The sequence below is a fragment of the Bacillus sp. CFBP9009 genome (assembly GCF_036541465.1).
In the GTDB taxonomy this organism is placed as follows: Bacteria; Bacillota; Bacilli; order Bacillales; family DSM-1321; genus Peribacillus.
In genome coordinates this window covers 958,356-982,083 of sequence record NZ_JAZHFU010000001.1, presented here as the reverse complement: position 1 = coordinate 982,083, position 23,728 = coordinate 958,356, and the positions used below count along the sequence as shown (strand labels likewise).

The window sequence follows — 23,728 nt, the reverse complement described above, 5'->3', positions numbered from 1 at the left end:
CCTATTTCTTTCTCTGTATACGACGTTCGCGTTTTTTAAAGTTTTCCACATCTCGTTGAATTTTCTTCTTGTATCCTGGCTTGACTTTTGTCGGCTTCTTGACGTGCCTGCTCGCTTTAACATCGATATCAGATTTTTGTTTTTTACGGTTTTTCCGTTTATTACGTTCATCGATATCAACCCAATCACCGTTGTGGATATCCGCATCACGGAACTCAATTCCCATTTTTTCAAGGCGGTTCAATGAATCTTCATCGGATGTATCGTAAATGGTAGTAGCAATGCCTGAATATCCGGCACGAGCCGTCCTTCCCGTCCTATGGATATAAAAATCCAAATCTGATGGCAATTCATAGTTAATGATATGACTTACACCTTCAATATCGATTCCACGGGAAGCCAGATCTGTCGCAACGATGAATTGATACTCCAAATCATTGATTTGCTTCATCATTTTTTTACGCTCACGAGGCGATAAATCACCATGAATACGGCCGACATTCAACCCTTTTTCGATCAAGGAGTTAGCCACATGATCCGCCATTTTCTTTGTGTTCGTGAAAACAATCGCCAAATATGGATTATAACGAACGATGATATCATGAAGTAATTGCTCTCTGTTACGGTGGCGAAGCGGTACAAGAACATGTTCAATTTTCGAAGCGGTCGCCTGCTTGGGATTCACTTGAACATACTTTGGATTCTCCATATATTTATTCAAAAACGGCTTCAATTTTTCTGGGATGGTTGCCGAAAAGACAAGCATTTGAATTTTTTCAGCCATACGTGATGCAAATAAATCGACATCTTCAATGAAGCCCATGTCAAGCATAAGGTCCGCTTCATCGACTACAAGCATTTTTGCTGTATACACCTGTAATGCCTGAGCTTCAACCAAGTCCTTGATCCGGCCCGGCGTACCGATTACCAATTGCGGCTGTGTCTTCAATTTATCTATCATTCGCTGTTTATCAGTACCACCGATGAAACAACGGACTTGAATCTGCTCATCCTCAGGGAAATGGTCAGCAATTTTCAAAGCTTCTTTGTAGATTTGGTTCGCTAACTCACGGGTTGGTGCGGAAATAATCGCTTGAACCTCATTCTTACCGGCATCAAGCCTGTTCATGATCGGCAGCAAATAGGAATGTGTCTTCCCTGTTCCTGTCTGCGACTGTCCAATTAAGCTACTTCCCTTTAAAAGCGACGGAAGCACGCGCTCTTGAATTTCCGTCGGCTTATCGAACCCTAAAGTGCGAACCGCATCTAGAATGTAGCTTTTCAAATTAAATCGTTCAAATTGATTTTGTTTCATCAAAAAACTCCTTTATCCTGTCAGTCATTAGACATGTCCTGTTATTATAATAAATTTTACACAAAAAGCGCAAGCGCCTGGGTTGCTCGTGAAGAAAATAGGGATTGACCCATAAGGCGCTTTTTGCCTTGTGAGGGCAATCCTCTTTTTCACAACGAGCTAGGCGCTGAAGCTGGATTACACAAAAAGCGCAAGCGCCTGGGTTGCTCGTGAAGAAAATAGGGATTGACCCATAAGGCGCTTTTTGCCTTATGAGGGCGATCATCTTTTTCACAACGAGCTAGGCGCTGAAGCTGGATTACACAAAAAGCGCAAGCGCCTGGGTTGCTCGTGAAGAAAATAGGGATTGTCCCATAATGGGGCAGGCCATCTACTTTTTTCAATGTAACCCATTTACCTAACAAAAGCGAAAGCGCTGAGGTTTTCTCTTAAAATGGACTCTTGCAAACGAAAAGCCCCTGTCCTGGTCATAGCGTATCCCCCGCAGACATGGAGCTAAAAGACTACCGTTACCATCTTACCTTCTTTCCGGTTACTTCACAACTGCCCAGTCACTCTTTCCTCAAACCTTTTTTGTCGAGTTGCATAATTTATATAGAAGATTACACCAGCATATAATATCTGAGGAGGTGAAACCTATGTTCCCAAATAGAAATCGTCAACCCGGACCCGGTTTTCAGCCACCCAACGGCCGAAGGATGCAGCAGCACCCTGCTCCATTCAGACAGTCACCGCAAATCCCCCACCCTTATCAGCAGATGCAGCGGCCGATGGTACAAAACAGACGGCAAGTGCCACAGGGACCTCAAGGTTTCCGCGGCCCTTTCAACCAACCGCAGCGGCAGGAGATGCCGCCAGCAAAGAAAGAAGGGTTATTGTCAAAAATACTCGGTAAGTCGAAACAAAAAGCAGCTTCGCCAAATTTGTTTGCGCCAGCCGCTTCCTCTAACCAAAGTTCTTCAAGAAGCAGCGGAGGCGGTATCTTAGAAACATTAAAAAACCCCGAGTCCCTTAATAACATGCTTTCCAACACGCAAAAAGTGTTGCAAGCGGCGGAACAATTCACGCCTATGGTGGAACAGTACGGACCAGTGATTAAAAACCTGCCTTCCATGTGGAAAGTTTTCCGGAGCATTTCATCAGCCGGTGATAACGAGGATCAGGGAGCTTCCGTTGAAAGCGAGCCAAATGTTGAGGTACAAAAAAACATTGAGGTAAAAACGGATTCGAAGAAAAAAGAAAAAGCTAAAGAAGCCAACCCCATCGCCCAAGTCCGTACCGAAACCAAAAGGGAAAGGACATCTGGTCCGAAGCTTTATATATAAAGGCTGCAAAAAATTTACCAATAACTGATTTTATGTAAATATGATGTTTTGTAATATCATCTATGGTCTTATATAATAGAAAGGTATAAAAAGTGAGAGTTTCTTGCCTTGAAGGAGGACACATAGATGAAAGTGATTAAAATTTCCCCGCGCGGCTATTGTTATGGCGTTGTCGATGCCATGGTCATCGCCCGTAATGCGGCTTTAGATAAAACCTTGCCACGTCCCATTTACATTTTAGGAATGATTGTGCATAACAAACATGTGACGGATGCGTTTGAAGAAGAAGGCATCATCACGTTGGACGGCAGCAACCGAAACGATATCATCGAACAGGTGGACAGCGGAACCGTCATCTTTACTGCTCACGGCGTTTCACCTGAGATTAGGAAGATCGCCGAGAAAAAAGGTCTTGTCACGCTCGATGCTACATGTCCCGATGTTACCGCAACACATGACTTAATTCGGGAAAAACAAGCGGAAGGCTATCAAATCATTTATATTGGGAAAAAAGGCCATCCGGAACCAGAGGGTGCTGTCGGAGTTGCTCCTGATGTCGTTCACCTGGTTCAAAAGGATGAAGATGTAGAAGCCTTGACTTTGAATAGTGATAAGATCATTGTTACCAATCAAACAACGATGAGCCAATGGGATGTATTGGATATCATGGATAAGGTCAAGGAAAAGTTTCCACATGCCGAAGTCCATAAGGAAATTTGTTTAGCGACACAGGTTCGCCAAGAAGCGGTTGCCGAGCAAGCTGGCGAAGCTGATGTTTTAATCGTTGTCGGAGACCCCAAGAGTAATAATTCAAACCGCCTTGCACAAGTTTCCCAAGAGATTGCCGGCACGAGAGCTTATCGGATCGCTGACATTTCCGAGCTGAACCTTGAATGGCTAAAAGATGCAGAAACGGTTGCCGTCACTTCAGGGGCTTCAACACCAACTCCGATCACGAAGGAAGTTATCGCATTTCTGGAGCAATATGAAGCAAATGATGAATCGACTTGGAATACCGAAAAGAAAACGCCATTGCATAAAATTTTACCTAAGATTAAAGTGAAGAAATGATTTCAAAGAAAGGCAGCCACTAATGGCTGCCTTTTTCGTGTTATTTAAATGAATCGGAAAGGGTCTGTATTCAGCCGGGATGGAATGAATTCCACATCGTAGCTCTTTTCGCGGCACATTTTTTCAAGGATTCGTGCCACCCCTTTTTTCATCACCTTTTCAACATTGTGGCCTGGATCCACGATATTCAATCCAAGCATCATCGCGTCATGGGCTGTATGGTAATACATGTCACCTGTAACGTACACATCAGCTCCCTTGAACTTCGCTGTCGTAAAGTATTTATTGCCGTCTCCGCCCAACACTGCCACTTTTTTGATCGGGCTTTGCAAATCTCCAACGACACGCACCTTTTCAACATCAAGTGTCCGCTTCACATGTTCGGAAAATTGTTCAAGTGTCATTTCTTCAGGAAGTACACCGATCTTCCCTAAGCCAAGAGACTCCCCTTTATTCTCCAGTTTATATATATCATGAGCAACTTCTTCATATGGATGGGCTTTGATCATCGCAGATAGCACTTTCTTCTCGATATTTTCCGGGAATATCGTTTCGACCCGCATTTCAGCTACTTCTTCAAGCTTTCCTTGGGAGCCAATTACCGGCTCACTGCCATCACCTGGCAAGAAGCGGCCGGTACCTTCCCCAGAAAACGAACAATTGCTGTAATTCCCGATCGCTCCGGCCCCTGCCTTACCTAGGGCTTCCCTCACCTTTTGTGCGTCGGTCTTTGGAACATATACGACCAATTTCTTTAGAGCTGTCTCGGTAGTTGGAACCAATAATTCTGTGTCCTGCAATTGCAGCGCTTCGGCAAGTAAATCATTTACTCCGCCCTTAGCGACATCCAAATTGGTATGCGCAGCATAAACAGCGATATCATGTTTGATCAGCTTTTCGATGATGCGGCCTCCAGCAGTGTTTGTATCGATCCTTTTCAATGGTCGGTAAATAAGCGGATGATGGGCGATGATCAATTCCGCGCCATGTTCTATCGCTTCGTCTACAACCTCTTCCAGCACATCAAGGGCAATCAGAACTTTAGTAACCGGCTTATTGAGCTGACCGACATGCAGCCCGATTGGATCTCCCTCCATTGCATAATGCTTTGGGGAGAATTGTTCAAACGTTTCAATGATTTTGTGACCATTCACTGTCTTCACCCTTTAAGCACCTCCTCAATTACGGAAATTTGGGATTTTAATTCATTGCGCTTCGTTTCCAGTCCGCTTCTTCCGCTTTCATCCAATTGTTCGATGATTCTCTTCAAATGTTTTTTCTCTAGCTGCCATTTTTTTATGAAAATGTCACTGAATTGCTCTCTTAAGTATGGACCGAACGTGAGGCCTGCTTGCTTGTTTACACGATAAGGGCGGAGCGGGTCCCCTTTTTCGGCAATTAAGATTTCATAGATTTTCCCATCTTCCTCAAGGATTTCCTCTCCAATAAGTTCCCAGCCGTTTTCCATTAGCCAGCTGCGAACATTCGCTGCACCGACATTAGGCTGAAGGATAAGCCTTTCTGCCTTGCCGAGTTTCCCTTTTCCGCTTTCCAATATACTTGATATTAAAGTCCCTCCCATGCCTGCAATCGTAATGCAAGTCGCTTCATCGGGCTTCAATACTTCAAGCCCGTCTCCTTTACGGACCTCTATCTTGTCCCCAAGCCCCGTCATTGCAACTTGCTTGCGTGCTGACTGATAGGGCCCTTCTACAACCTCACCTGCTATTGCGCTGTCACACAAGCCGTTAGTCACAGCATAGCACGGCAAATAAGCATGGTCGGAACCTATATCTGCAAGGATGCTTCCTTTTGGTATATGTATGGCAACACGTTCTAATCTCATCGATAGTTTTTCATGATTCATATTTATCAACTCTCTTAATTCAAATAATTTCTTACTATAATTAGTTTCCCATTCGATTATACCAAGTTCAATCGAAAAATTACAGAAAGGAGAAAAGGACTCTTTCTATCAGTGGGCAGAAGAAACTTTCCATCTGGAATCTTCCTTTTCTGAATAAATGAAAAACTGACTCAAAAAGTTCGCTTTCCAACGATTTCTTGAGTCAGTTTCATGAATTATTTCAGTCCATGAATATATTCGGCCATGGCGTCAATGTTCTGTTCCTCGACTAAACCTGGTGGCATTGCACCTCGTCCATTAGTGATCACGTCTTTGACCTCGTCCACCGACAGACGATCGCTAACTCCTTTTAGGGCAGGCCCGACGCCGCCTTGATAGGCGTCACCATGACAAGAGATACAGTTTTGCTTATAGATGTCCTCAGGTGATGCTGAGGCACTTTCTGTTTCTTCTGTCTTTTCGCCGCCCTCTTTTTCCTTAGCAAGATCTTTGGCATCTCCCAAACCTTTAAACGAAAGTAAAAACATAAGTCCAATACCAAAAACCATGATAATAATAAAAGGCATTACTGGATTGCGATTCATAGTATTTCCTCCCCTATGTAGAACCTAAACTTACCATATTTAATATTATATACAAACAGCTATATATTATTTTACTTGAAAAGAGTTTCAAGTAAAAGCCCAAAAATAGAAGATATTATATAATTTCTTAAAATTGTCAAAAACTTATGTATATTTCCAAACAGTTTTACTTTTTCTTACATATATTTAATAATACCCTAAAACTACTAATTAAAACCGCTAGAATGTCCTAAAAAAAGTAAAGAGTGACCATTGCTCCCAGGCCTCCCGCTATGGAAAAATGGAGCAGCTTCAGTTTTTTGCCCATTAAAATCCAGAGTCCGCAATTAATGAACAAGAAAATATAAAGGATACTCACTTGGCCGGGTGCCATGAATTCGGCAAAACTGACTGTTAATAAAAGCAAAGATAGCGCCATTCCCATCAAGGCCATTTGAAAAATGATTTTCCTGCCGGTAAAGCGGCGAACCGCCAGCCCAAAGACAAGAATTGAAAATGTTGTCACAAGCATTTGCATTCTTATGGGTATTTCAGTAAAATAATTCAAAAATACAATAAATGCAAAAAGGGCCCCAATCAACAACCCGGAAAAGGTGTCGTTTTTTACGCTCCCGGTTTTAGCCGAATTGGATGGCGGCAGTTCGCCTTGACAGTATAATGCAAGCAAATAATTACAATATTGCGGAAGCATACGACTTTCCTTCCAGGAGTTTATTTCTTGAATGATGATTTTCTCTCTCATCTCATCCATGAATCTCACATCCCCATGATGATCATTTCTTTTAACGGCTTAGCTTTTTAAATTTTTTACATTGGTAATTATTGTTCTTACAGGATTTTTTTACATTGGAATTGAAAAAAAGAGCCGCTCCCGAACGCTGGGCATTCAAAGAGGGCTCTGTGAAGGGCATATATTCTATTCCAGGAAATCTTTCAAGCGTTTGCTGCGGCTTGGATGTCTAAGTTTACGCAGCGCCTTCGCTTCGATTTGACGGATACGCTCGCGGGTGACCCCAAATACTTTCCCTACCTCTTCTAGAGTACGGGTGCGGCCATCATCAAGTCCAAAGCGGAGTCTTAAGACGTTCTCTTCACGGTCAGTAAGAGTATCCAATACATCTTCAAGCTGTTCTTTCAATAGTTCATATGCTGCATGCTCCGATGGAGAAGTTGCATCCTGATCTTCAATGAAATCACCTAAATGTGAATCGTCTTCTTCACCTATTGGCGTTTCCAATGAAACCGGTTCCTGAGCTATTTTCAAGATTTCACGAACTTTTTCAGGTGTTAAGTCCATATCCTCCGCAATTTCTTCCGGAGAAGGTTCACGTCCTAAATCCTGAAGAAGCTGTCTTTGGACACGGATCAATTTATTGATGGTTTCCACCATATGCACCGGTATCCGGATCGTTCTTGCTTGGTCGGCAATGGCACGGGTTATCGCTTGGCGAATCCACCATGTTGCATACGTACTGAATTTGAATCCCTTGCGGTAATCAAATTTTTCCACAGCCTTGATAAGTCCCATATTACCTTCCTGAATCAAATCAAGGAAAAGCATTCCGCGTCCGACATAGCGTTTGGCGATACTGACAACAAGACGAAGGTTAGCTTCTGCCAAACGGCGTTTCGCTTCTTCATCTCCATCCTCGATTCTCGTCGCCAGAGAGATTTCCTCTTCTGCCGATAAAAGGTCGACCCGACCAATTTCCTTTAAGTACATGCGTACTGGGTCATTGATTTTAACGCCAGGAGGAACACTTAAATCATTTAAGTCAAACTCTTCTTCTTTTGCAAGCTTCTTCTCATCCGGATCATCTTCATCCTCGTCTTCCTCACCATCAGTGAGTATTTCGACGCCGTTTTCTGCTAACACCTCATAGAACTCATCCATTTGATCGGAATCCAATTCAAAACCGCCAATCATTTCAGCGATTTTTTCTAAAGTCAAAGAGCCTCGTTTTTTACCTAGCTCTAGTAATTTTTCTTTCACCTGTTCAAGGCTAAATTCATTATCAACTTGTTTGGAACGTGCTGGTTTTTCAGCCATTAGTTCCCCTCCTTCCAGGACTTACACCTAAACGACTACAACATTTTACGCAATTTAATGATTTCCATGGCAATTTGTGCAGCAGTGACATAATCACTTCGTCTAACTGCATCTTTTTCTTCAACTTGTTTTTCTTTTATCTTTAACAACTTTTCATATTTCAACACTTGATTTATACAATCGGTCAGTTCTTTATCGGTAACTTCCTCATTCACTGACATCATTTCTATTTCCGAAACGATCCTTCTCAAGTTTGGATCCGGTAAATAAGTAAGGAAAAAGCTTGTATCCGGTTCGTGTCCATCTTCATAGAACGCATATAAATAGGTGATGATTGCCTGATGTTCATCTACATGAAAAACCGTTTGTCCAAGCAACTGCTGAATTTTGAAAGTCGTATCCCTGCTTTTTAGCATATGGGCGATCAACTTCATTTCAGCATTATGGTGAGCAGGCTTTAACTTATGCTCATATTGCAGGGACATTTTCTTTTGGGCTGCAGGCTGCGGCAGTGTCCCCTTCTTGCGTTCCGTAAAGAACACCTGACGCTGCTGCTGTTCCAGCGCATCCAATGATAGGGAAAATTCAGATGATAGCTGCCGAAGATAATGATCCCTCTCCACGGCATTGGGCAATCGTGAAATTTCTTTAAGGACTTCTTCGATATATTGAATTCGATCTCCTTCATTATTTACATTTTTCCCTCGACGCAAATAATGCATTTTGAATGCCATGTAGGTTAAACTGGCCCCTATTACTTCAGAAACAAAGCTTTTTTCACCGAATTCCTTTATGTAGTCATCGGGGTCCAAGTTATCAGGCATGAGAGCGACTTTCACGGAAAACTCATGGTCCTGTAGCATATTAACTGCACGATTGGCAGCGTTTAATCCCGCTGAGTCCGAATCGTAGCATATAAGTATCTGGTCAGTATTTCTTTTTAAAAGCTGGATATGCTGGTCCGTCAGGGCAGTACCCATTGTAGCGACCGCATTCTCCACACCTGCGCCAACAGCTGAAATGCAATCGGCAAAGCCTTCAAAAATGACTGCTTGTTCTTTCTTTCGTATGTGTGGTCTTGCATGATGGAAATTATATAAAGTTTTACTTTTATTAAAGATTGGCGTTTCAGGACTATTCAAATATTTGGGCTCATCGTCCCCCATCGCTCTTCCTGAAAATGCAATCGTATTTCCTTGATGATCCATAATTGGAAACATGACTCTATTTCTGAAACGGTCAAAATATGACTCGTCTTTTTCCCTGTAAATAATAAGCCCTGCCTGCTCCATGTATTCCGCTGGAAACCCGCGTTTTAAAAGAAACTTGGACACGAAATCCCATGAATCCAAAGAGTAGCCAATTTGGAACTTTTCTATCGTCTGTTCAGTAAACCCGCGTTTAAGTAAATATTCAAGAGCATCCTGCCCCTCTTTCGTATTAACGAGGAGATGATGATAAAACTTCCTCAGCAGGTCATGTGCCTCAACCATTTGCTGCGAGCCTGCCGGCATGTTAGAACGCTTGGAATCCTTATTGATTTCAACATCCAAAGGAACATTTCCTTTTTCAGCTAAAACTTTTGCAGATTCCACAAAGCTGTAGCCTTCTATATCCATTAAGAAGGTAAAAATATTTCCCCCTGCCCCGCAACCAAAACAGTGAAAGATTTGTTTTTCCGTTGAAACGGAAAACGAGGGCGAGTTTTCACCATGAAAAGGACATAGGCCAAAGTAATTGCGCCCCTGCTTCTTTAACTGGACATACTCCCCAATTAAATCAACAATGTCAACAGCTTCACGAATTTGATTAATTTTCTCATCTTCTATACGGCCATTTATCATTTTTCCACCTTGCAATATTGGTGATAGTTTTTAATTCGATACTGTTTCCTAATTCCCTGCAAAGTTCGACAATGTTTTCAAAAGTTTATTTGTAAAACATGCACGATCTTCCTTCGTGAATGCTTTCGGCCCTTTTGTATGCTTACCTTGCCTGCGGAGTTTCGCCGACTGATAGCGCATATCCAAGAGCATGAAAATATTCTCGTCAGTGTATTCTTTTCCCCTTGGCGAAAGGACATAAACGTTTTTAGGAAGCAGGGTCCCAGCCAAACCAATATCTGCAGTAATGACAATATCACCCATTTTTACTGAGTTTACTATATAAAGATCTGCCGCTTCTTTGTCTGCATCGACATATACCCATTTACCTTCAGGGTTATTCATCATATTTTTATATGATGCAACAAAACAGACTTCAACATCGTGCAAACTTGCACAATGAAGGATTTCGTCTTTCACCGGGCATGCATCGGCATCGACGTGTATCGTAGGTTTATTATTCATACCTTCTAATTCTACATCTTTCTGCATAATCCTTTTTCTCCCCTAAACTTTATGAAGATATGGTGAATTTTCAGCATTGATCCAGAGGGTTTCCTCTAAAAGAGCACACATTATTCTTCAAGGAATACCTGCTCATTTAATTGAAAGCGCATCTTTTGCCTTGAAAAAGACCAGCCCCTCCTGAATTATACGGAACATGTCGAATTATTTTTATGATAAAAACCTTGACATCTCATTAACCTTTAGTTTATTCCTTATTAATTAAGTCTAAACCTTAAGATTACTTTTTTCTCACAATTTTTTATTATAGTCTATTTGTTTAGAAGATGCCAACATTTAAATTCCGAATTTGTTTTCATGCAAACCAAAGGATTTACAGTTGGAAACAAAGAAGGATTTTATGTAATTATTTTGAACTTATTCTTTTTATTCCCTATTGAACCTTGGCATTAAAATGTGAGCTGACACATAAAGTGCCTAGCTCACATTTTGATTTGCCTTAATTATCAGGATCAACGATTTTTGTTTTGAAGGATATTGATTATCAAATTGGCTGTTTCTTCAACAGCTTTATTGGTTACATCAATGATAGGACAGTTCAACCTTGATATGATTGTATCAAAGTATGTCAATTCTTCTTTTATACGCTCCACATTTGCATAAATCGCATGATCATTAAGCCCAAGCGACTTTAATCGTTCTTTACGAATATGGTTCAGCTTTTCCGGGCTGATCTTTAAACCAATGCATTTTTCAGGAGGTACCAGGAACAGCTCTTCTGGAGGTTCCACTTCAGGCACTAAAGGTACGTTCGCCACCTTATAGCGTTTGTGGGCTAAATACTGTGATAACGGCGTTTTGGAAGTGCGTGAAACACCGACAAGGACGATATCTGCACGTAATATGCCCCGAGGGTCACGTCCATCATCATATTTTACAGCAAATTCAATGGCTTCCACACGCTTGAAATAGTCATCATCCAGCTTTCTTACAAGACCAGGTTCATTAAGCGGCCCTTTTGGCGCCCTTTCCTCAAGGATGTCCATGAGCGGCCCTAAAATGTCATAAGCAGACAGGTTTTCTTTCTCGACCTGTGCTTTCATATACGCTCTAATAGCTGGCTTCACAAGAGTATAAGCAATGATTGCCCCATCCAACTTAGCCAGTGATATCACTTCATCCACGTTTTGTTCATCTTCAATATACGGAATTCTCTTTATGGAAAATGCAGATCCCGAGAACTGGCTTGCAGCGGCTTTTGTAACCAATTCCGCTGTTTCCCCTACCGAATCCGATACAACATATATAATAGAACCGTTCATATTCTCCGTCATTCCTTTTGCAAGCCCCCTAATAGCCTTCATCAGCCAAAGCTACGAATGCTTTCGTAATATTGGTTTTTGTAATTCTTCCAATTACTTCATAACCTTTTTCTGTGTCTTTGACGACCGGTAATGAGTCGATTTGTTTATCAATCAATTTTTTGGCCACATCAATCAAAAGGTCTTCTTTTGAACACATTGTAATATTGGGCATCCTAGTCATGATGATATTGACTGGAATGGAGTTAAGCTCTTGTTTCCCAATACTCGCACGCAACAAGTCTTTCCTTGATAAGACACCAACAAGCAATGCATGCTTATCGACCACGAACATTGTTCCGACATCTTCCAAAAACATCATGACGATGGCATCATATACGGAAATGCCCTCGTCAACAACGACGGGTATCGATTGGTAGTCTCGTACATAAAGATGGTTAAGGCTGTCGGTCAAAAGCTGTGTCCCTGACCTGCCTGTATAAAAATACCCCACTCGCGGCCTGGCATCAAGAAAACCTGCCATCGTTAAAATGGCTAGATCTGGACGAAGTGTCGCCCTGGTAAGGTTCAATCTATCCGCAATATGTTCTCCAGTAATCGGTCCGTTTTCTTTTACAATTTGTAAAATTTGCTCCTGACGCTTATTCAATTGGATTATAATCACCACCCCACTGCTTTCGCAGAGTAAAGTAACAAAAGTTATTCATTTAATAATTATATACTAAATTATTTAATAAGGGCATTTTTGTCCTATTTATTGACCATTATCTTTTTAAGAAATCGGAAACCCTATTTAAAGTGTTTCCGATTTCCATACATCCTTTCAATCATGTAAGGATGATTTTATTCATGGCAGCAAAACCTGCAACCAAATCACTGATTTCCTTCATTAAGGATAAACGGTTATTACGGATTGCTTCATCATCTGCCATGACCATTGTATTCTCGAAATATGACTCTATTTCCGATTGAAGCGAAACAAGCTGTTCAAACCGCTCATTCTCATCTTTAGATTCCATATAACGGATTGCCACTTTTTGATATTTTACATATAACGCATTTTCTTGATCATTTTCAAAGGCAGAAGGATCAACTGTCACCTTATTGTCACATTTAACGGCAATGTTCATGACCCGACTTAATGCTTCCAGGCTTTCTTTAAACCCTGCTTCGTCCTTTTTAGCATCCAAGACATGTGCACGTTCCACGATAGAGTGGATATAACCGATATCATTGAACAGAACTGCATCAATCAAATCGTAACGGATTTGCTGTTCTTGAAGCAGGTGTTTGACACGTGCTTTAAAGAATGTGAACATATCCGCTTTAACTTCTTCAAGATCACGTTTTAAGATGCCTTTTGATTCCAGTCCTTTAAGGCCTAAAACAATAAGCTCCTCTAGTGAAATATTCCATTTCTTCTCCGCTAGGATTTGGACGACACCGCTCGCCTGCCTTCTTAATGCGTAAGGATCCTGGGAACCTGTCGGAATGACGCCAATAGCGAAGAATGAAGACAAAGTATCAATTTTTTCAGCTAAACTCACAACCGCACCAATGACTGAAGGCGGTACATTGTCATCCGCATGTCTTGGCATATAATGTTCATTGATAGCCGCGGCCACTTCTTTGGCTTCGCCTTTTAAGAGCGCATATTTTTCACCCATATACCCTTGCAATTCAGGGAATTCATAAACCATTTGACTAACCAAATCGAACTTGGCAATTGCCGCTGTCCGAAGCGCCATTTCTTTTTCCGCCTTTAAATTCAAAGCATCCGCAAGGTCACCCGTCAGAGCAGTTACCCGGGCAGTTTTCTCAGCTAATGTACCGATTTCTTCATGATAAACAATGCTGTCAAGCTTTTTCAAAGCATCCGAAATCTCTTTTTTCTGATCTTCTTTATAGAAGAATGCTGCATCAGATAGGCGGGCACGCAATACTTTTTCATTACCTTTAGAAACCTTATCCAAATGGCGGGCATCGCCGTTCCGCACGGTTACAAAGTGAGCAAGCAGTTTCCCGTCCTGATCTTTAACAGGGAAATAACGTTGATGTTCCTTCATCGATGTGATAAGCACCTCAGCTGGAAGCTCTAGGAATTCTTCTTCAAAATTTCCAAATAATACCGTTGGATACTCTACCAAATTATTGACTTCTTCAAGCAGATCTTCATCGACTGGGATGATCCAGCCTTTCTCCTGCTCAAGCTCTTTAATCTGATCCAATATAACTTGCCGGCGTTTATCTGGATCCGCCATAACAAATTGCTCTTTTAGCGTATCTTCGTACAGTTCCGGCAGTTCGATGCTGGCGCTATCACCCAAGAAACGGTGTCCTTTTGTTTCACGGCCCGTTTCCACATCAGCAATGCTGAATGGCACAATGTCATTGCCGAATAAGGAAATCAGCCATTTAATCGGACGGACGAAGCGAAGCTCCTGATTGGCCCAACGCATATTTTTCGGGAACGTCATGCCGCTGATGATTTCAGCAAGCTCAGATAAAAGCTGAACGGTCTGCTGTCCTTTTATGAATTTATTCACATGGACATATTCCACACCCTTGAGTTCTTTAAAATAAATGTCCTCTGAAGTCATGCCTTGGCCCCTGACGAATCCCAATGCGGCTTTAGACCAGTTGCCTTCACTGTCCAAAGCGATTTTCTTAGCCGGGCCTTTTGCTTCTTCTTCGATATCCTTTTGGGACTCTTCCACGTCTTTCACCAGTACGGCCAAACGTCTTGGTGTGGAAAAAGCTTCAACCGTTCCGAATTCAATCGCTTTTTCAGTTAGCCATTGCTGCACCTTATCTGACAACTGTTTCATTGATGCTGTCACAAAACGGGCAGGCAGCTCTTCCAATCCAATCTCCAATAACAAATCACGCTTGCTCATTTGTATTCTCCCCTTTCACTTTCAGAATCGGGAAGCCTAATTTTTCCCGCTCTTCATAGAAGGTTTTGGCAACCTTGCGCGCTAGGTTACGGCACCGGGCAATATAACCCGTTCTTTCCGTTACCGAGATGGCACCTTTGGCATCCAAAAGGTTAAATGTATGTGAACATTTCAAAACATAATCATATGCGGGATGTACAAGTCCTTCTTCCATTTGGCGATGCGCTTCCTTTTCATACATCGTGAAAAGCTGAAACAGCATATCAAGGTCGGAGGTTTCGAACGTATATTTCGAATGTTCGTATTCCGGCTGTCCAAATATATCCCGAACTGTGAATCCATCTGTCCATTCCAGGTCAAATACGTTTTCCTTATCTTGAATGTATGAGGCGAGACGTTCGATCCCGTATGTAATTTCCACGGAAACCGGCTTGCACTCAAGGCCGCCCACTTGTTGGAAATATGTAAATTGCGTGATTTCCATTCCATCAAGCCACACTTCCCAACCGAGACCGGCACACCCTAGTGATGGATTTTCCCAGTTGTCCTCCACAAAGCGAATATCATGCTCAAGCGGATTTATCCCTAAAGCGCGTAAAGAATCCAAATATAACTCTTGGATATTGTCAGGCGACGGCTTCATGATCACTTGGAACTGATGGTGCTGATACAGTCGGTTAGGGTTCTCACCATAACGACCGTCAGCAGGACGGCGTGAAGGCTCCACGTAAGCAACGCTCCAAGGCTCCGGTCCAATGGCTCTCAGGAACGTGTATGGGCTCATCGTTCCTGCCCCTTTCTCGACATCATAAGCATTCATCAATATGCAGCCTTGTTCAGACCAATGCTTTTGTAACGTTAAAATCATATTTTGAATATTCATCGTACACCTCCAGGTTATTTAAAACGGCTCTTTTTAAAAATAGGTCGGAACCCATCACATTTTGGCAAACAAAAAACTCCCGTCCCTATGCGAAATGCATAGGGACGAGAGTATACCCGCGGTTCCACCCTAATTGCCGTTTATAAAACGGCCTCTTTTCAAAGCAACATGCTCCGGAAACGCCCTTCCCTGTAAATCCATATCCCGGCTTCCACCGTCCCGGGTTCGCTTTTTATGGAGAATGACAGATACTCTTTTCCATCAACGCAATCTTCTTATTTTGATGATTAGAATTTTATACAAACTAACATGGAATGTCAATAGGTCAGATCTTAAAACATATCTTTCATCGTATCAATCTGTTTCAGGAACTTTTTTGATTTCAAGTTCAGACCAGAATATTCCTCATAATAAGCATCGATGATCTTCCGCAGTTCTTTTTTCGTTTCAGGCTTGACGGAAATGTTTCCCAGCCTTGATAAATCGAAATAATAAAAGATCCGCAGCAATTTGACGGCTGCAGGTGAAATTTTATAATGATAAGGGTCCTTCCCCAGGCAGCGGTGACAGATAAAGCCCGCTTCCCGAAGCGAGAAGGAGAATTCCCCTTCTGTTTCACCACATACAGCACATTGATTCAGCACGGGGTTAATCCCATTGACGGGCAGCATCTTCATTTCAAAAATGAATTTCAATACCTCAGCGTCATATTCTTCGTTTATGTAATGCAAGGTTTGCGAAAGCAACTCATACAAATATGGATTCGGTTTCTTATCCTCGACGCTTTTATCAAGCAATTCAACAATATAAGAAGCATAAGCAGTGGCAAAAAGATCCTCCCTTATGAAACGGAGTGAATCGACCATTTCGCCTTGCTGAAGACTTCCGAGTCCGGTTGAAGTGGTTACAAGAAAATACCCGGAGCAAAAAAGCTGTGTGACGGCAGAAAGCCTGCTGTTAGGTTTACTGGCTCCTCTAGCCATAACGCCAATTTTTCCTAGCTCACGGGTATATATAGTAATGATTTTGTTATTTTCTCCATATGCAGTTCGCCTTATGACAATGCCCTCACATTTTTGGAGCATACCAAGACACCACCCATGCTCGCCAAGGCTAACCTATGAAACAGGAAAATCAATTTCTGCTAGCTCATCATTTAATCCCAAGTGTCTTTCCTGTCTTTCGACTTCTATCTCCTTAAACAGCAAATAGGTGTCCACATTACCTGTTTCAGTGAATAATTCCCAGGTAAAATCCAACATATAAAGCCCACCTTTCATTTTTAACTAGCAATATGAATATCCGACCATATGATTAGCTTGACCGTTTTCCAAACTTTCATGACGCGTAAATTTTGTTAATTAATACTCGCTCTCATTGAAGCCATAATCGCGAAGCTGGCTTGCTTTGTTACGCCAATCCTTCTGCACCTTTACCCACAGTTCCAGGAAAACTTTCGAGCCCAATAAGTTTTCGATATCCACTCTGGCACGGCTACCGACTTCTTTAAGCATTTTCCCTTGCTTTCCGATGACAATGCCTTTTTGTGAATCACGTTCGACAACGATCGTCGCCATGACATTAATGGTGTCGCTGTTGTCCATTTTTTTAATTGAATCGATGACAACAGCCACTGAATGCGGAATTTCTTCCCGTGTCAGGTGCAGCACCTTCTCGCGGACCAATTCGGAAATGATAAAACGTTCCGGGTGGTCGGTCACTTGGTCAGCAGGATAAAACTGGGGACCTTCAGGCAGATGTTCCTTGATTTGCTTAAGCAATGTATCAACGTTATTTCCTTCAAGCGCAGAAATCGGAACGACTGCCGCAAAAGGGTAAAGCTGTTGGTATTTTTCAATGATCGGAAGTAAATCATCCGGATGCATCGCATCGATTTTGTTTACAACCAGGAAAACAGGCGTTTTTACGGATTGAAGTTTTTCAATGATAAACTCGTCACCGCGTCCGTATCCTTCAGTCGCATTGATCATGAAGAGAATCAAATCGACTTCCTTCAATGTATTCGTGGCCACTTTCATCATGAAATCACCAAGCTTATGCTTTGGTTTATGAATGCCGGGTGTATCGATGAAAATCATTTGTGAATCGTTTTGCGTAAGTACACCTTGGACCTTATTTCTTGTAGTTTGCGGTTTATCGCTCATAATGGCGATCTTTTGACCGATGACCCGATTCAGAAATGTACTCTTTCCAACATTAGGTCGTCCAATAATCGAAATGAAGCCTGATTTGTAATCTTTTACTTGTGTATCATTAAATAATTTATCCATTCAAATCCTCCGGTGAAAAAGCTCCTGGAAGCAATTCCTGTACTGTTAGTTCTTTTATATCCCCATTTAAGTTGGTCAAAACAACCGGCATATCCTTTTCGCACAGCTCTGAAATAACCTGCCTGCATGCCCCGCATGGAGCAACGGGACCATCGGTATCTGCCACGACTGCAAGTTTAGTGAATTTTTTATCGTCATGGGCATAAGCGCTGAATAAAGCTGTCCTTTCGGCGCAATTACACATGCTGTATGCTGCATTTTCTATATTACAACCATGATAGACCTTTCCATCAGCGGTTAAAAGGGCCGCCCCCACCTTAAATTTGGAGTAAGGCACATAAGCTTTATCCCTTGCTTTTTTAGCTTCCTCAATCAATTCTTTTGTATTCAATTCACATCTTCCTTTCAAATTGAGTACCATTTCGGCAATCTACAGGCCAAACTTGGGCAAAAAGATAATCAATCCAACTATTATAGAAAATATAGCATATATGAATACAGCTCCGGCTGCAATATCTTTTGCCTGCTTGGCAAGCGGATGGATTTGATCCGTTACCAGGTCCACTACCCTTTCAATCGCTGAATTAACGAGCTCCAACGTAATCGTACCGGCTATGGCCGCCAAAATGAAAAGCCACTCCATCCCATTCAATGAGAAGTACCAACCAAAGAATACGACGATTGCCGTTAACGCGAAGTGAATCTTGATATTGCGTTCAGTCCGAACAGCCTCCAAAATTCCCTGACAGGCAAAAGAGAAACTTTTTAATAAAGGATACCTTTTTTTACCCTTCTCTTGAAAGTCCATATTCTTCCAAGATCTCCTTTTGTTTTGTGAACATCACTTTTTCATCTTCTTCATTCATGTGGTCAAATCCTAATAAGTGAAGAAAACCATGCAGTGCTAAAAATCCAAGTTCCCGGTCAAATGAATGACCATATTCTTCAGCCTGTTCTTTCGTGCGTTCAATGGAAATGATGATATCCCCTAACATGCGGGGCATTTCGGCCCCGACAATTTCCACTTCATCTTCTCCCATTTCTTCAAGTGCAAAAGAAATGACATCTGTAGCTGAATCTTTATTACGATATTCTTTATTGATTTCCCGAATCCTATCATTGTCAACAAATGTAACAGACAGCTCGGTGTCTTTTTCAATGTTTTCTTTTCTTGCCGCAAATTGCAGAATGCTTTCAACAAGGTGCTGAGCTTCCTCCGTTACTTCATTCGTTTCATCCATTAAATCGATAGCTAAAATCATTCTTTCACCTTCTGTCCTAATTTATCCGACTCCGGATATTCAATCCTGGAGTGGAAGATACCATTAAGCGATTCACATAAGGAATGCTTCACGATACTCAATTCTCTCATAGTAATGTCACATTCATCAAATTGACCATCAGAAATCCTGTCCTGAATGATGAAACTTACCAGTTCTTCAATCTTCTCCGGAGTTGGATGCTTCATCGATCTCACTGCAGCTTCCACACTATCGGCTATGCCGATGACGGCTACTTCCTTCATTACCGCTCTCGGACCGGGATATCGGTAGTCCGCTTCGAGTGTGAACTCATCTTGTTTTTTTGCCTTATGGTAGAAAAATTTCAATAAAGTGGTCCCATGATGCTGCTCTGCAATATCCACAATCTCTTTCGGGAATTTGTGACTGCGAAGCATCTCCCCGCCGTCTACGGCATGGGCAATGATGATATCCCTGCTCGTTTCCGGCTGCAGCCGATCATGCGGATTCTCTTCATTCATCTGGTTTTCGATGAAGAAATGCGGCCGCTTCGTTTTACCGATATCATGATAATAACTGCCGACCCTTGCCAGCAATCCATTCGACCCGATGGCTTCACAAGCCGATTCCGCCAAATTGGCGACCATCACGCTATGATGATATGTCCCCGGAGCCTCTATCAAGATCCTTCGCAGTAATGGATGATTGGGATTCGCTAGCTCAATAAGCTTAATCGATGATAAGATCCCGAAACCAGCCTCGAAAAACGGCAACAGGCCCATTGTCAAAACAGCTGCACCCACTCCAGAACCCATCGCAGCAGCAGCATAATATAAGTACTCCATTCTAGTATAATGGCTGTCCATAATAAAGATGAGCGAAAAAACAAATGCCATATTGATTAAAGCCAATAGCAGCCCTGCTACCAGCACCTTTGATTTGAAATTTGGCCTGGATAGAATGATGATTGAAGTCAATCCCCCGAAAATGATATAAAGCCCCATCGAGAAATCCAGATTTCCAGGTGTATCACCATTGAATATAATCGTACCATACGAACCTAACAATATGATCATTGCTACCGCTAGCTTATCATTCAATAATATTTTGATGAGCATCGCCGCCATGGCACCCGGGAAAATGTATTCCAAGTTTGAGTTTTTCAGGTCTGCGAGAATGCTGACTGTTTTCATGGTAGCCATTGAAAGGATGAAGACAAGGCTGAAGATCAATAACTGATTGTACTTGTTATCCTTTTTGGAAATGGAATAGTAGAAAAAGTAATAAAAAGCGGCAAAAGTCAGGACTATGAATAACAGCAGGCCGATATACGGGTATATGGTAGACTCCGTATTTAAGAAGCCCGCCAGTTCAAGCTGCCTATATACATCCCTGTCCACTAATTGATTTTCTTCAACGATGATCTGACCTTGAAGGATCCTGATCGGCTCCACGCTTTCAACGGCTTTCCTACGCTGTTCCTCGGTTTTGTCCTTATCGAAAAATACATTCTGAATGATTGCCGTACGCGCAAGGGAAGTGGAGGCTTTTTTCATATCGCCGCTAATGCTCATATAACCCAATTCCTCAACAACCTTTTTCTTGGCATTTTCGACGTCACTTGCAGCGATTCGGGAGCTCATCACATTATTCACGGCTGTAATGGTTGAATCCTTCGCTATTTTCAACTCATCTTCATCAGCCTGCACTAATGCAAGGAAAACGGATTCCTCGATATTTTTATTCACTTCATAGGTCAATTTTTCTTTTAATATGGAAACTTTTTGAGCATCCGTCTTTACGGTCTCTTTTTTATCCTCTTTTTCCTCATGGTCTTCATCGGGTTGCGTTTCTTTATTCACCTCTATCGCTGAATCGAAAATGGATGAAATCAGATCGACTTTATTTTTGGCATATTCTTTTTTTAAAGAATAAACATCCGCCACCTGTTTTGAAATCTCTTCTTTTTCCTGTTCCGTCTTATAGGTATCTTCCACAGTCTTGGTTGAACGGATCGTTTGTTCTGCAGGCTTAAACAGCTCTACCTGGACCCTTTCCGGCTTAACATTGGAGAACATTAACACATAAGCAAACAAACCAAGTATGATGAACAATAGCACTTGAAAAAAGCGATGGACCAACAGCCCTTTTATTTGAGTGAAAAATTTCTGGATACGATTCAAGGAAGGTCCTCCTAATAAAAATGATGTTTATTATTCTAGATATGTAAAATCATAACAGTTTTTATGTGAATTTTCACCTTCGTATTGATAAATGTAAAGCTTCTTTCATTCCATATCCACTTTTTTACCATAAAGTTTGTAATTTAGACACATCACGAAAAATCCGCCGATTGAAATGGCGGATTTCTTCTTATGACTTCGCCTGCTCGTAAGCAGTAATGATTTTGGCGACAAGCGGATGTCTTACAACATCACTTTGTTCAAAATAAACAAAGGAAAGGCCTTTAACATTCTTCAAGATCTCTTCTACCCGGACAAGACCTGACTTCATGCCTTTTGGAAGGTCAATTTGGGTCCGATCTCCCGTAATGACCATTTTCGATCCGAAACCAAGCCTGGTCAAGAACATCTTCATTTGCGCTTCCGTCGTATTCTGGGCTTCATCCAATATGACAAAGGCATCTTCAAGCGTACGGCCCCTCATATAAGCCAGAGGAGCTATTTCGATCGTTCCGCGTTCTATCATCCTTTGTGTCTGTTCCATCCCTAGAAGGTCATGGAGAGCGTCATACAGCGGACGTAGATAAGGATCTACCTTTTCCTTCAGATCACCAGGAAGAAAACCAAGGCTTTCCCCTGCTTCGACGGCAGGCCGTGTCAGGATGATCCGTTTAACATGTCCATTTTTCAACGCATTGATGGCCATCACTACAGCAAGATAGGTCTTCCCGGTTCCGGCAGGCCCAATTCCAAATACAAGGTCCTGTTTCTTTATTGCCTGGATATAGTATCTCTGCCCGATTGTTTTGACTTTAATGGATTTCCCCTTAGCCGTTTTTGCGATTTCCTCATCATATAATTCACCGAAATACTCCAATGTGCCTTTTCTTGCCAATTCAATTGCATAAAGCACATCTCTGGAACTGATTGCAATTCCTTTTCTGACCACTGTCAATAATGCCTTGAGGATTTCCTCCCCCATCGTTACCCGCTCGATATCCCCGGCAACACTCACCGCTTCACCTCGGGTTATGACGGAAATGCCTAGCTCCTCTTCGAGCACTTTTACATTTGAATCTCCATTGCCCAATAAAGCGATCGCTTCATTAGGTGATTCTATTTCTAGCTTAATTACTTTCACATCATCTGCCATTCGTTAGTCTCCTTGAATGATTGGTTGTCCAATCGCTATATCTTCAATAACTTGGTAATGTATAGATAATTTTACTTTACCATTCTCCATGCTTTCGTGCAAAATTTTTTCTTCGACGATTTCATCTTCCTCGTCTAAATGCTTTTTCAATTCAGCTTTAGCCATTTTCCTGCCTTCCTCTACCGCTTCTTTCTCCGTATAACTTCGTACAATATCTTCCTTGCTCCTAAAGGTCACTTGTTTATAGGAAATGGGCAGTTCCCATTGAAGAAAGTGAAACGGCCTTATTGTCGTTTCTTTTTCCTGTTTTTCATATCCCGAATCCTTGAAACCCCATACCGGAAGGGAAAAGCCCCCCATTTTTAAAAAGTGCCTGCTCGTTTCATCTCCGTTAAAAACAGAAAACTTGGTTTTTAACGGAACTTCCACTTTCGCTTTATACCACGTTTTCCCTTTTATTACTCCCTGTGCGGATACAATTTCCTGTTTATCCTCTTTTCCAATCAATCCTGAAACAAGAAGCTGTCCCTTTCCTACATAATCATTCACATTAACAATAGATTGTCCTTTTTCAACGAACATATCAGTGATGATCGCTTTTTTGGAAGCTACCAAATTCTGTGGAGATGTTTTCTCGACCTCCTTAGGCTGCCGTTTTTCTACAACCCGAAAATGGTATGTCGTTCCCTTCAGCTCTACCCCTACCCATGTCAATGCACCGATCCGGTCCGACAGCTTACGCTGAATCGTATCCACATCATCAACAAAGAATTGCACTTTACCGATCTTCACGCCCATCTTGTCCAATTCTTTCCGGATGGCATGCTCGGTTGCCGGTTTAGCATCTTGAACCTCGATGCCCCATACCATATTGGAAAGTACGAATATGCAAAGCAGGAAAGCGATCATCCCCGCTAAAAACCCGCTGTTTTTCATGACTCTCTTCAATAGGAAAGGGAAACCCTTTCCCTGCATGAACTTTACTTTACAATCGCTCTTACGCATGACCTGACGGAGTTTTGGGATATCCCTGATATCCATATGGAAAATCAGGGATTCACTTCCGACACGCTTCACTTCCCAGATATGAAGCCCCCTTCTCGTCAGCATATTGATCAGCCGTTCTGCACCTTTGCCATAAGCCTTCACCTTTACATAGCCTGTATAATAGTTTGTCCATTGGTTTTTCATGGAGACC

General features: G+C 42.0%; 23 protein-coding genes and 1 other annotated feature. Of the genes, 2 read left to right on the top strand and 21 right to left on the bottom strand.

All coding sequences use genetic code 11. The features are described 5' to 3' along the window. Position 1: 1 nt before the first annotated feature. Positions 2 to 1,315 carry a DEAD/DEAH box helicase gene (locus V3595_RS05040; RefSeq protein WP_485905632.1) on the bottom strand — a complete coding sequence of 438 codons (1,314 nt, stop codon included), beginning with the start codon at positions 1,313 to 1,315 and terminating at the stop codon, positions 2 to 4. A gap of 638 nt (positions 1,316 to 1,953) precedes the next feature. On the opposite strand from V3595_RS05040, the gene vrrA reads away from it, so the two are divergent. Further along, on the top strand, positions 1,954 to 2,640 hold the full coding sequence (gene vrrA, locus V3595_RS05035) for a VrrA/YqfQ family protein (protein WP_485905630.1): 687 nt from the start codon (positions 1,954 to 1,956) through the stop codon (positions 2,638 to 2,640). A gap of 126 nt (positions 2,641 to 2,766) precedes the next feature. Continuing rightward, a complete protein-coding gene (locus V3595_RS05030; protein WP_048685698.1) occupies positions 2,767 to 3,711 on the top strand; it encodes a 4-hydroxy-3-methylbut-2-enyl diphosphate reductase in 945 nt (314 codons plus the stop codon). A gap of 44 nt (positions 3,712 to 3,755) precedes the next feature. On the opposite strand, the gene V3595_RS05025 is transcribed toward V3595_RS05030, so the two are convergent. The 20 genes from V3595_RS05025 to yqfD form a co-directional block, all read right to left on the bottom strand. Beyond that, a complete protein-coding gene (locus V3595_RS05025) occupies positions 3,756 to 4,874 on the bottom strand; it encodes a Nif3-like dinuclear metal center hexameric protein (protein WP_485905628.1) in 1,119 nt (372 codons plus the stop codon). Continuing rightward, entirely contained in the window at positions 4,871 to 5,578 is a 708-nt protein-coding gene (locus V3595_RS05020; protein WP_485905626.1) for a tRNA (adenine(22)-N(1))-methyltransferase, read from the bottom strand. Before V3595_RS05020 ends, V3595_RS05025 begins: the two co-directional genes overlap by 4 nt. Before the next feature lie 215 nt (positions 5,579 to 5,793). Next, entirely contained in the window at positions 5,794 to 6,162 is a 369-nt protein-coding gene (gene cccA, locus V3595_RS05015) for a cytochrome c550 (RefSeq protein ID WP_133352846.1), read from the bottom strand. Positions 6,163 to 6,391: 229 nt separating this feature from the next. Continuing rightward, positions 6,392 to 6,913, bottom strand: a complete 522-nt coding sequence (locus V3595_RS05010; RefSeq protein ID WP_485905624.1) for a hypothetical protein — start codon at positions 6,911 to 6,913, stop codon at positions 6,392 to 6,394. A 165-nt stretch (positions 6,914 to 7,078) separates the two neighbouring features. Then, the gene (gene rpoD, locus V3595_RS05005; protein ID WP_034308477.1) at positions 7,079 to 8,212 is read right to left on the bottom strand and encodes an RNA polymerase sigma factor RpoD; all 1,134 of its coding nucleotides are present in this window, start codon (positions 8,210 to 8,212) and stop codon (positions 7,079 to 7,081) included. A 35-nt stretch (positions 8,213 to 8,247) separates the two neighbouring features. Next, positions 8,248 to 10,053: a DNA primase gene (gene dnaG, locus V3595_RS05000; RefSeq protein ID WP_485905741.1), complete on the bottom strand. Its 1,806-nt coding sequence runs from the start codon at positions 10,051 to 10,053 to the stop codon at positions 8,248 to 8,250. Positions 10,054 to 10,104: 51 nt separating this feature from the next. Continuing rightward, positions 10,105 to 10,560 carry a YaiI/YqxD family protein gene (locus V3595_RS04995; protein ID WP_485905739.1) on the bottom strand — a complete coding sequence of 152 codons (456 nt, stop codon included), beginning with the start codon at positions 10,558 to 10,560 and terminating at the stop codon, positions 10,105 to 10,107. 512 nt (positions 10,561 to 11,072) lie between these two features. Continuing rightward, positions 11,073 to 11,882: a pyruvate, water dikinase regulatory protein gene (locus tag V3595_RS04990; RefSeq protein ID WP_101223470.1), complete on the bottom strand. Its 810-nt coding sequence runs from the start codon at positions 11,880 to 11,882 to the stop codon at positions 11,073 to 11,075. A 28-nt stretch (positions 11,883 to 11,910) separates the two neighbouring features. Continuing rightward, positions 11,911 to 12,546: a transcriptional regulator CcpN gene (gene ccpN, locus V3595_RS04985; RefSeq protein ID WP_161784850.1), complete on the bottom strand. Its 636-nt coding sequence runs from the start codon at positions 12,544 to 12,546 to the stop codon at positions 11,911 to 11,913. A gap of 163 nt (positions 12,547 to 12,709) precedes the next feature. Beyond that, a complete protein-coding gene (gene glyS, locus V3595_RS04980; protein WP_485905622.1) occupies positions 12,710 to 14,779 on the bottom strand; it encodes a glycine--tRNA ligase subunit beta in 2,070 nt (689 codons plus the stop codon). Further along, entirely contained in the window at positions 14,766 to 15,662 is an 897-nt protein-coding gene (glyQ, locus tag V3595_RS04975) for a glycine--tRNA ligase subunit alpha (RefSeq protein WP_034308488.1), read from the bottom strand. The genes glyS and glyQ overlap by 14 nt, the downstream gene beginning before the upstream one ends. Positions 15,663 to 15,759: 97 nt before the next feature. Then, positions 15,760 to 15,936: a binding site (T-box leader), on the bottom strand. 58 nt (positions 15,937 to 15,994) lie between these two features. Then, the gene (recO, locus tag V3595_RS04970; protein ID WP_241589829.1) at positions 15,995 to 16,747 is read right to left on the bottom strand and encodes a DNA repair protein RecO; all 753 of its coding nucleotides are present in this window, start codon (positions 16,745 to 16,747) and stop codon (positions 15,995 to 15,997) included. 33 nt (positions 16,748 to 16,780) lie between these two features. Further along, complete coding sequence (locus V3595_RS04965; protein ID WP_065310843.1) at positions 16,781 to 16,924, bottom strand: YqzL family protein; 144 nt, start codon at positions 16,922 to 16,924, stop codon at positions 16,781 to 16,783. 99 nt (positions 16,925 to 17,023) lie between these two features. Continuing rightward, positions 17,024 to 17,953 (bottom strand): GTPase Era, encoded by a 930-nt coding sequence (gene era / locus V3595_RS04960; RefSeq protein ID WP_485905619.1) that lies wholly within the window; start codon positions 17,951 to 17,953, stop codon positions 17,024 to 17,026. Beyond that, the gene (locus V3595_RS04955) at positions 17,946 to 18,344 is read right to left on the bottom strand and encodes a cytidine deaminase (RefSeq protein WP_137019116.1); all 399 of its coding nucleotides are present in this window, start codon (positions 18,342 to 18,344) and stop codon (positions 17,946 to 17,948) included. Before V3595_RS04955 ends, era begins: the two co-directional genes overlap by 8 nt. Before the next feature lie 39 nt (positions 18,345 to 18,383). Further along, the gene (locus tag V3595_RS04950) at positions 18,384 to 18,761 is read right to left on the bottom strand and encodes a diacylglycerol kinase family protein (RefSeq protein ID WP_089361538.1); all 378 of its coding nucleotides are present in this window, start codon (positions 18,759 to 18,761) and stop codon (positions 18,384 to 18,386) included. Continuing rightward, positions 18,739 to 19,215 (bottom strand): rRNA maturation RNase YbeY, encoded by a 477-nt coding sequence (ybeY, locus tag V3595_RS04945; RefSeq protein ID WP_101222600.1) that lies wholly within the window; start codon positions 19,213 to 19,215, stop codon positions 18,739 to 18,741. The genes V3595_RS04950 and ybeY overlap by 23 nt, the downstream gene beginning before the upstream one ends. Then, positions 19,212 to 21,377 carry an HD family phosphohydrolase gene (locus tag V3595_RS04940; RefSeq protein ID WP_485905616.1) on the bottom strand — a complete coding sequence of 722 codons (2,166 nt, stop codon included), beginning with the start codon at positions 21,375 to 21,377 and terminating at the stop codon, positions 19,212 to 19,214. The genes ybeY and V3595_RS04940 overlap by 4 nt, the downstream gene beginning before the upstream one ends. 190 nt (positions 21,378 to 21,567) lie before the next feature. Beyond that, positions 21,568 to 22,530 (bottom strand): PhoH family protein, encoded by a 963-nt coding sequence (locus tag V3595_RS04935; protein ID WP_034308506.1) that lies wholly within the window; start codon positions 22,528 to 22,530, stop codon positions 21,568 to 21,570. Between the two features lie 3 nt (positions 22,531 to 22,533). After that, positions 22,534 to 23,721, bottom strand: coding sequence for a sporulation protein YqfD (yqfD, locus tag V3595_RS04930; protein WP_485905614.1), 1,188 nt, complete (start codon positions 23,719 to 23,721; stop codon positions 22,534 to 22,536). Between the last annotated feature and the right edge of the window lie 7 nt (positions 23,722 to 23,728).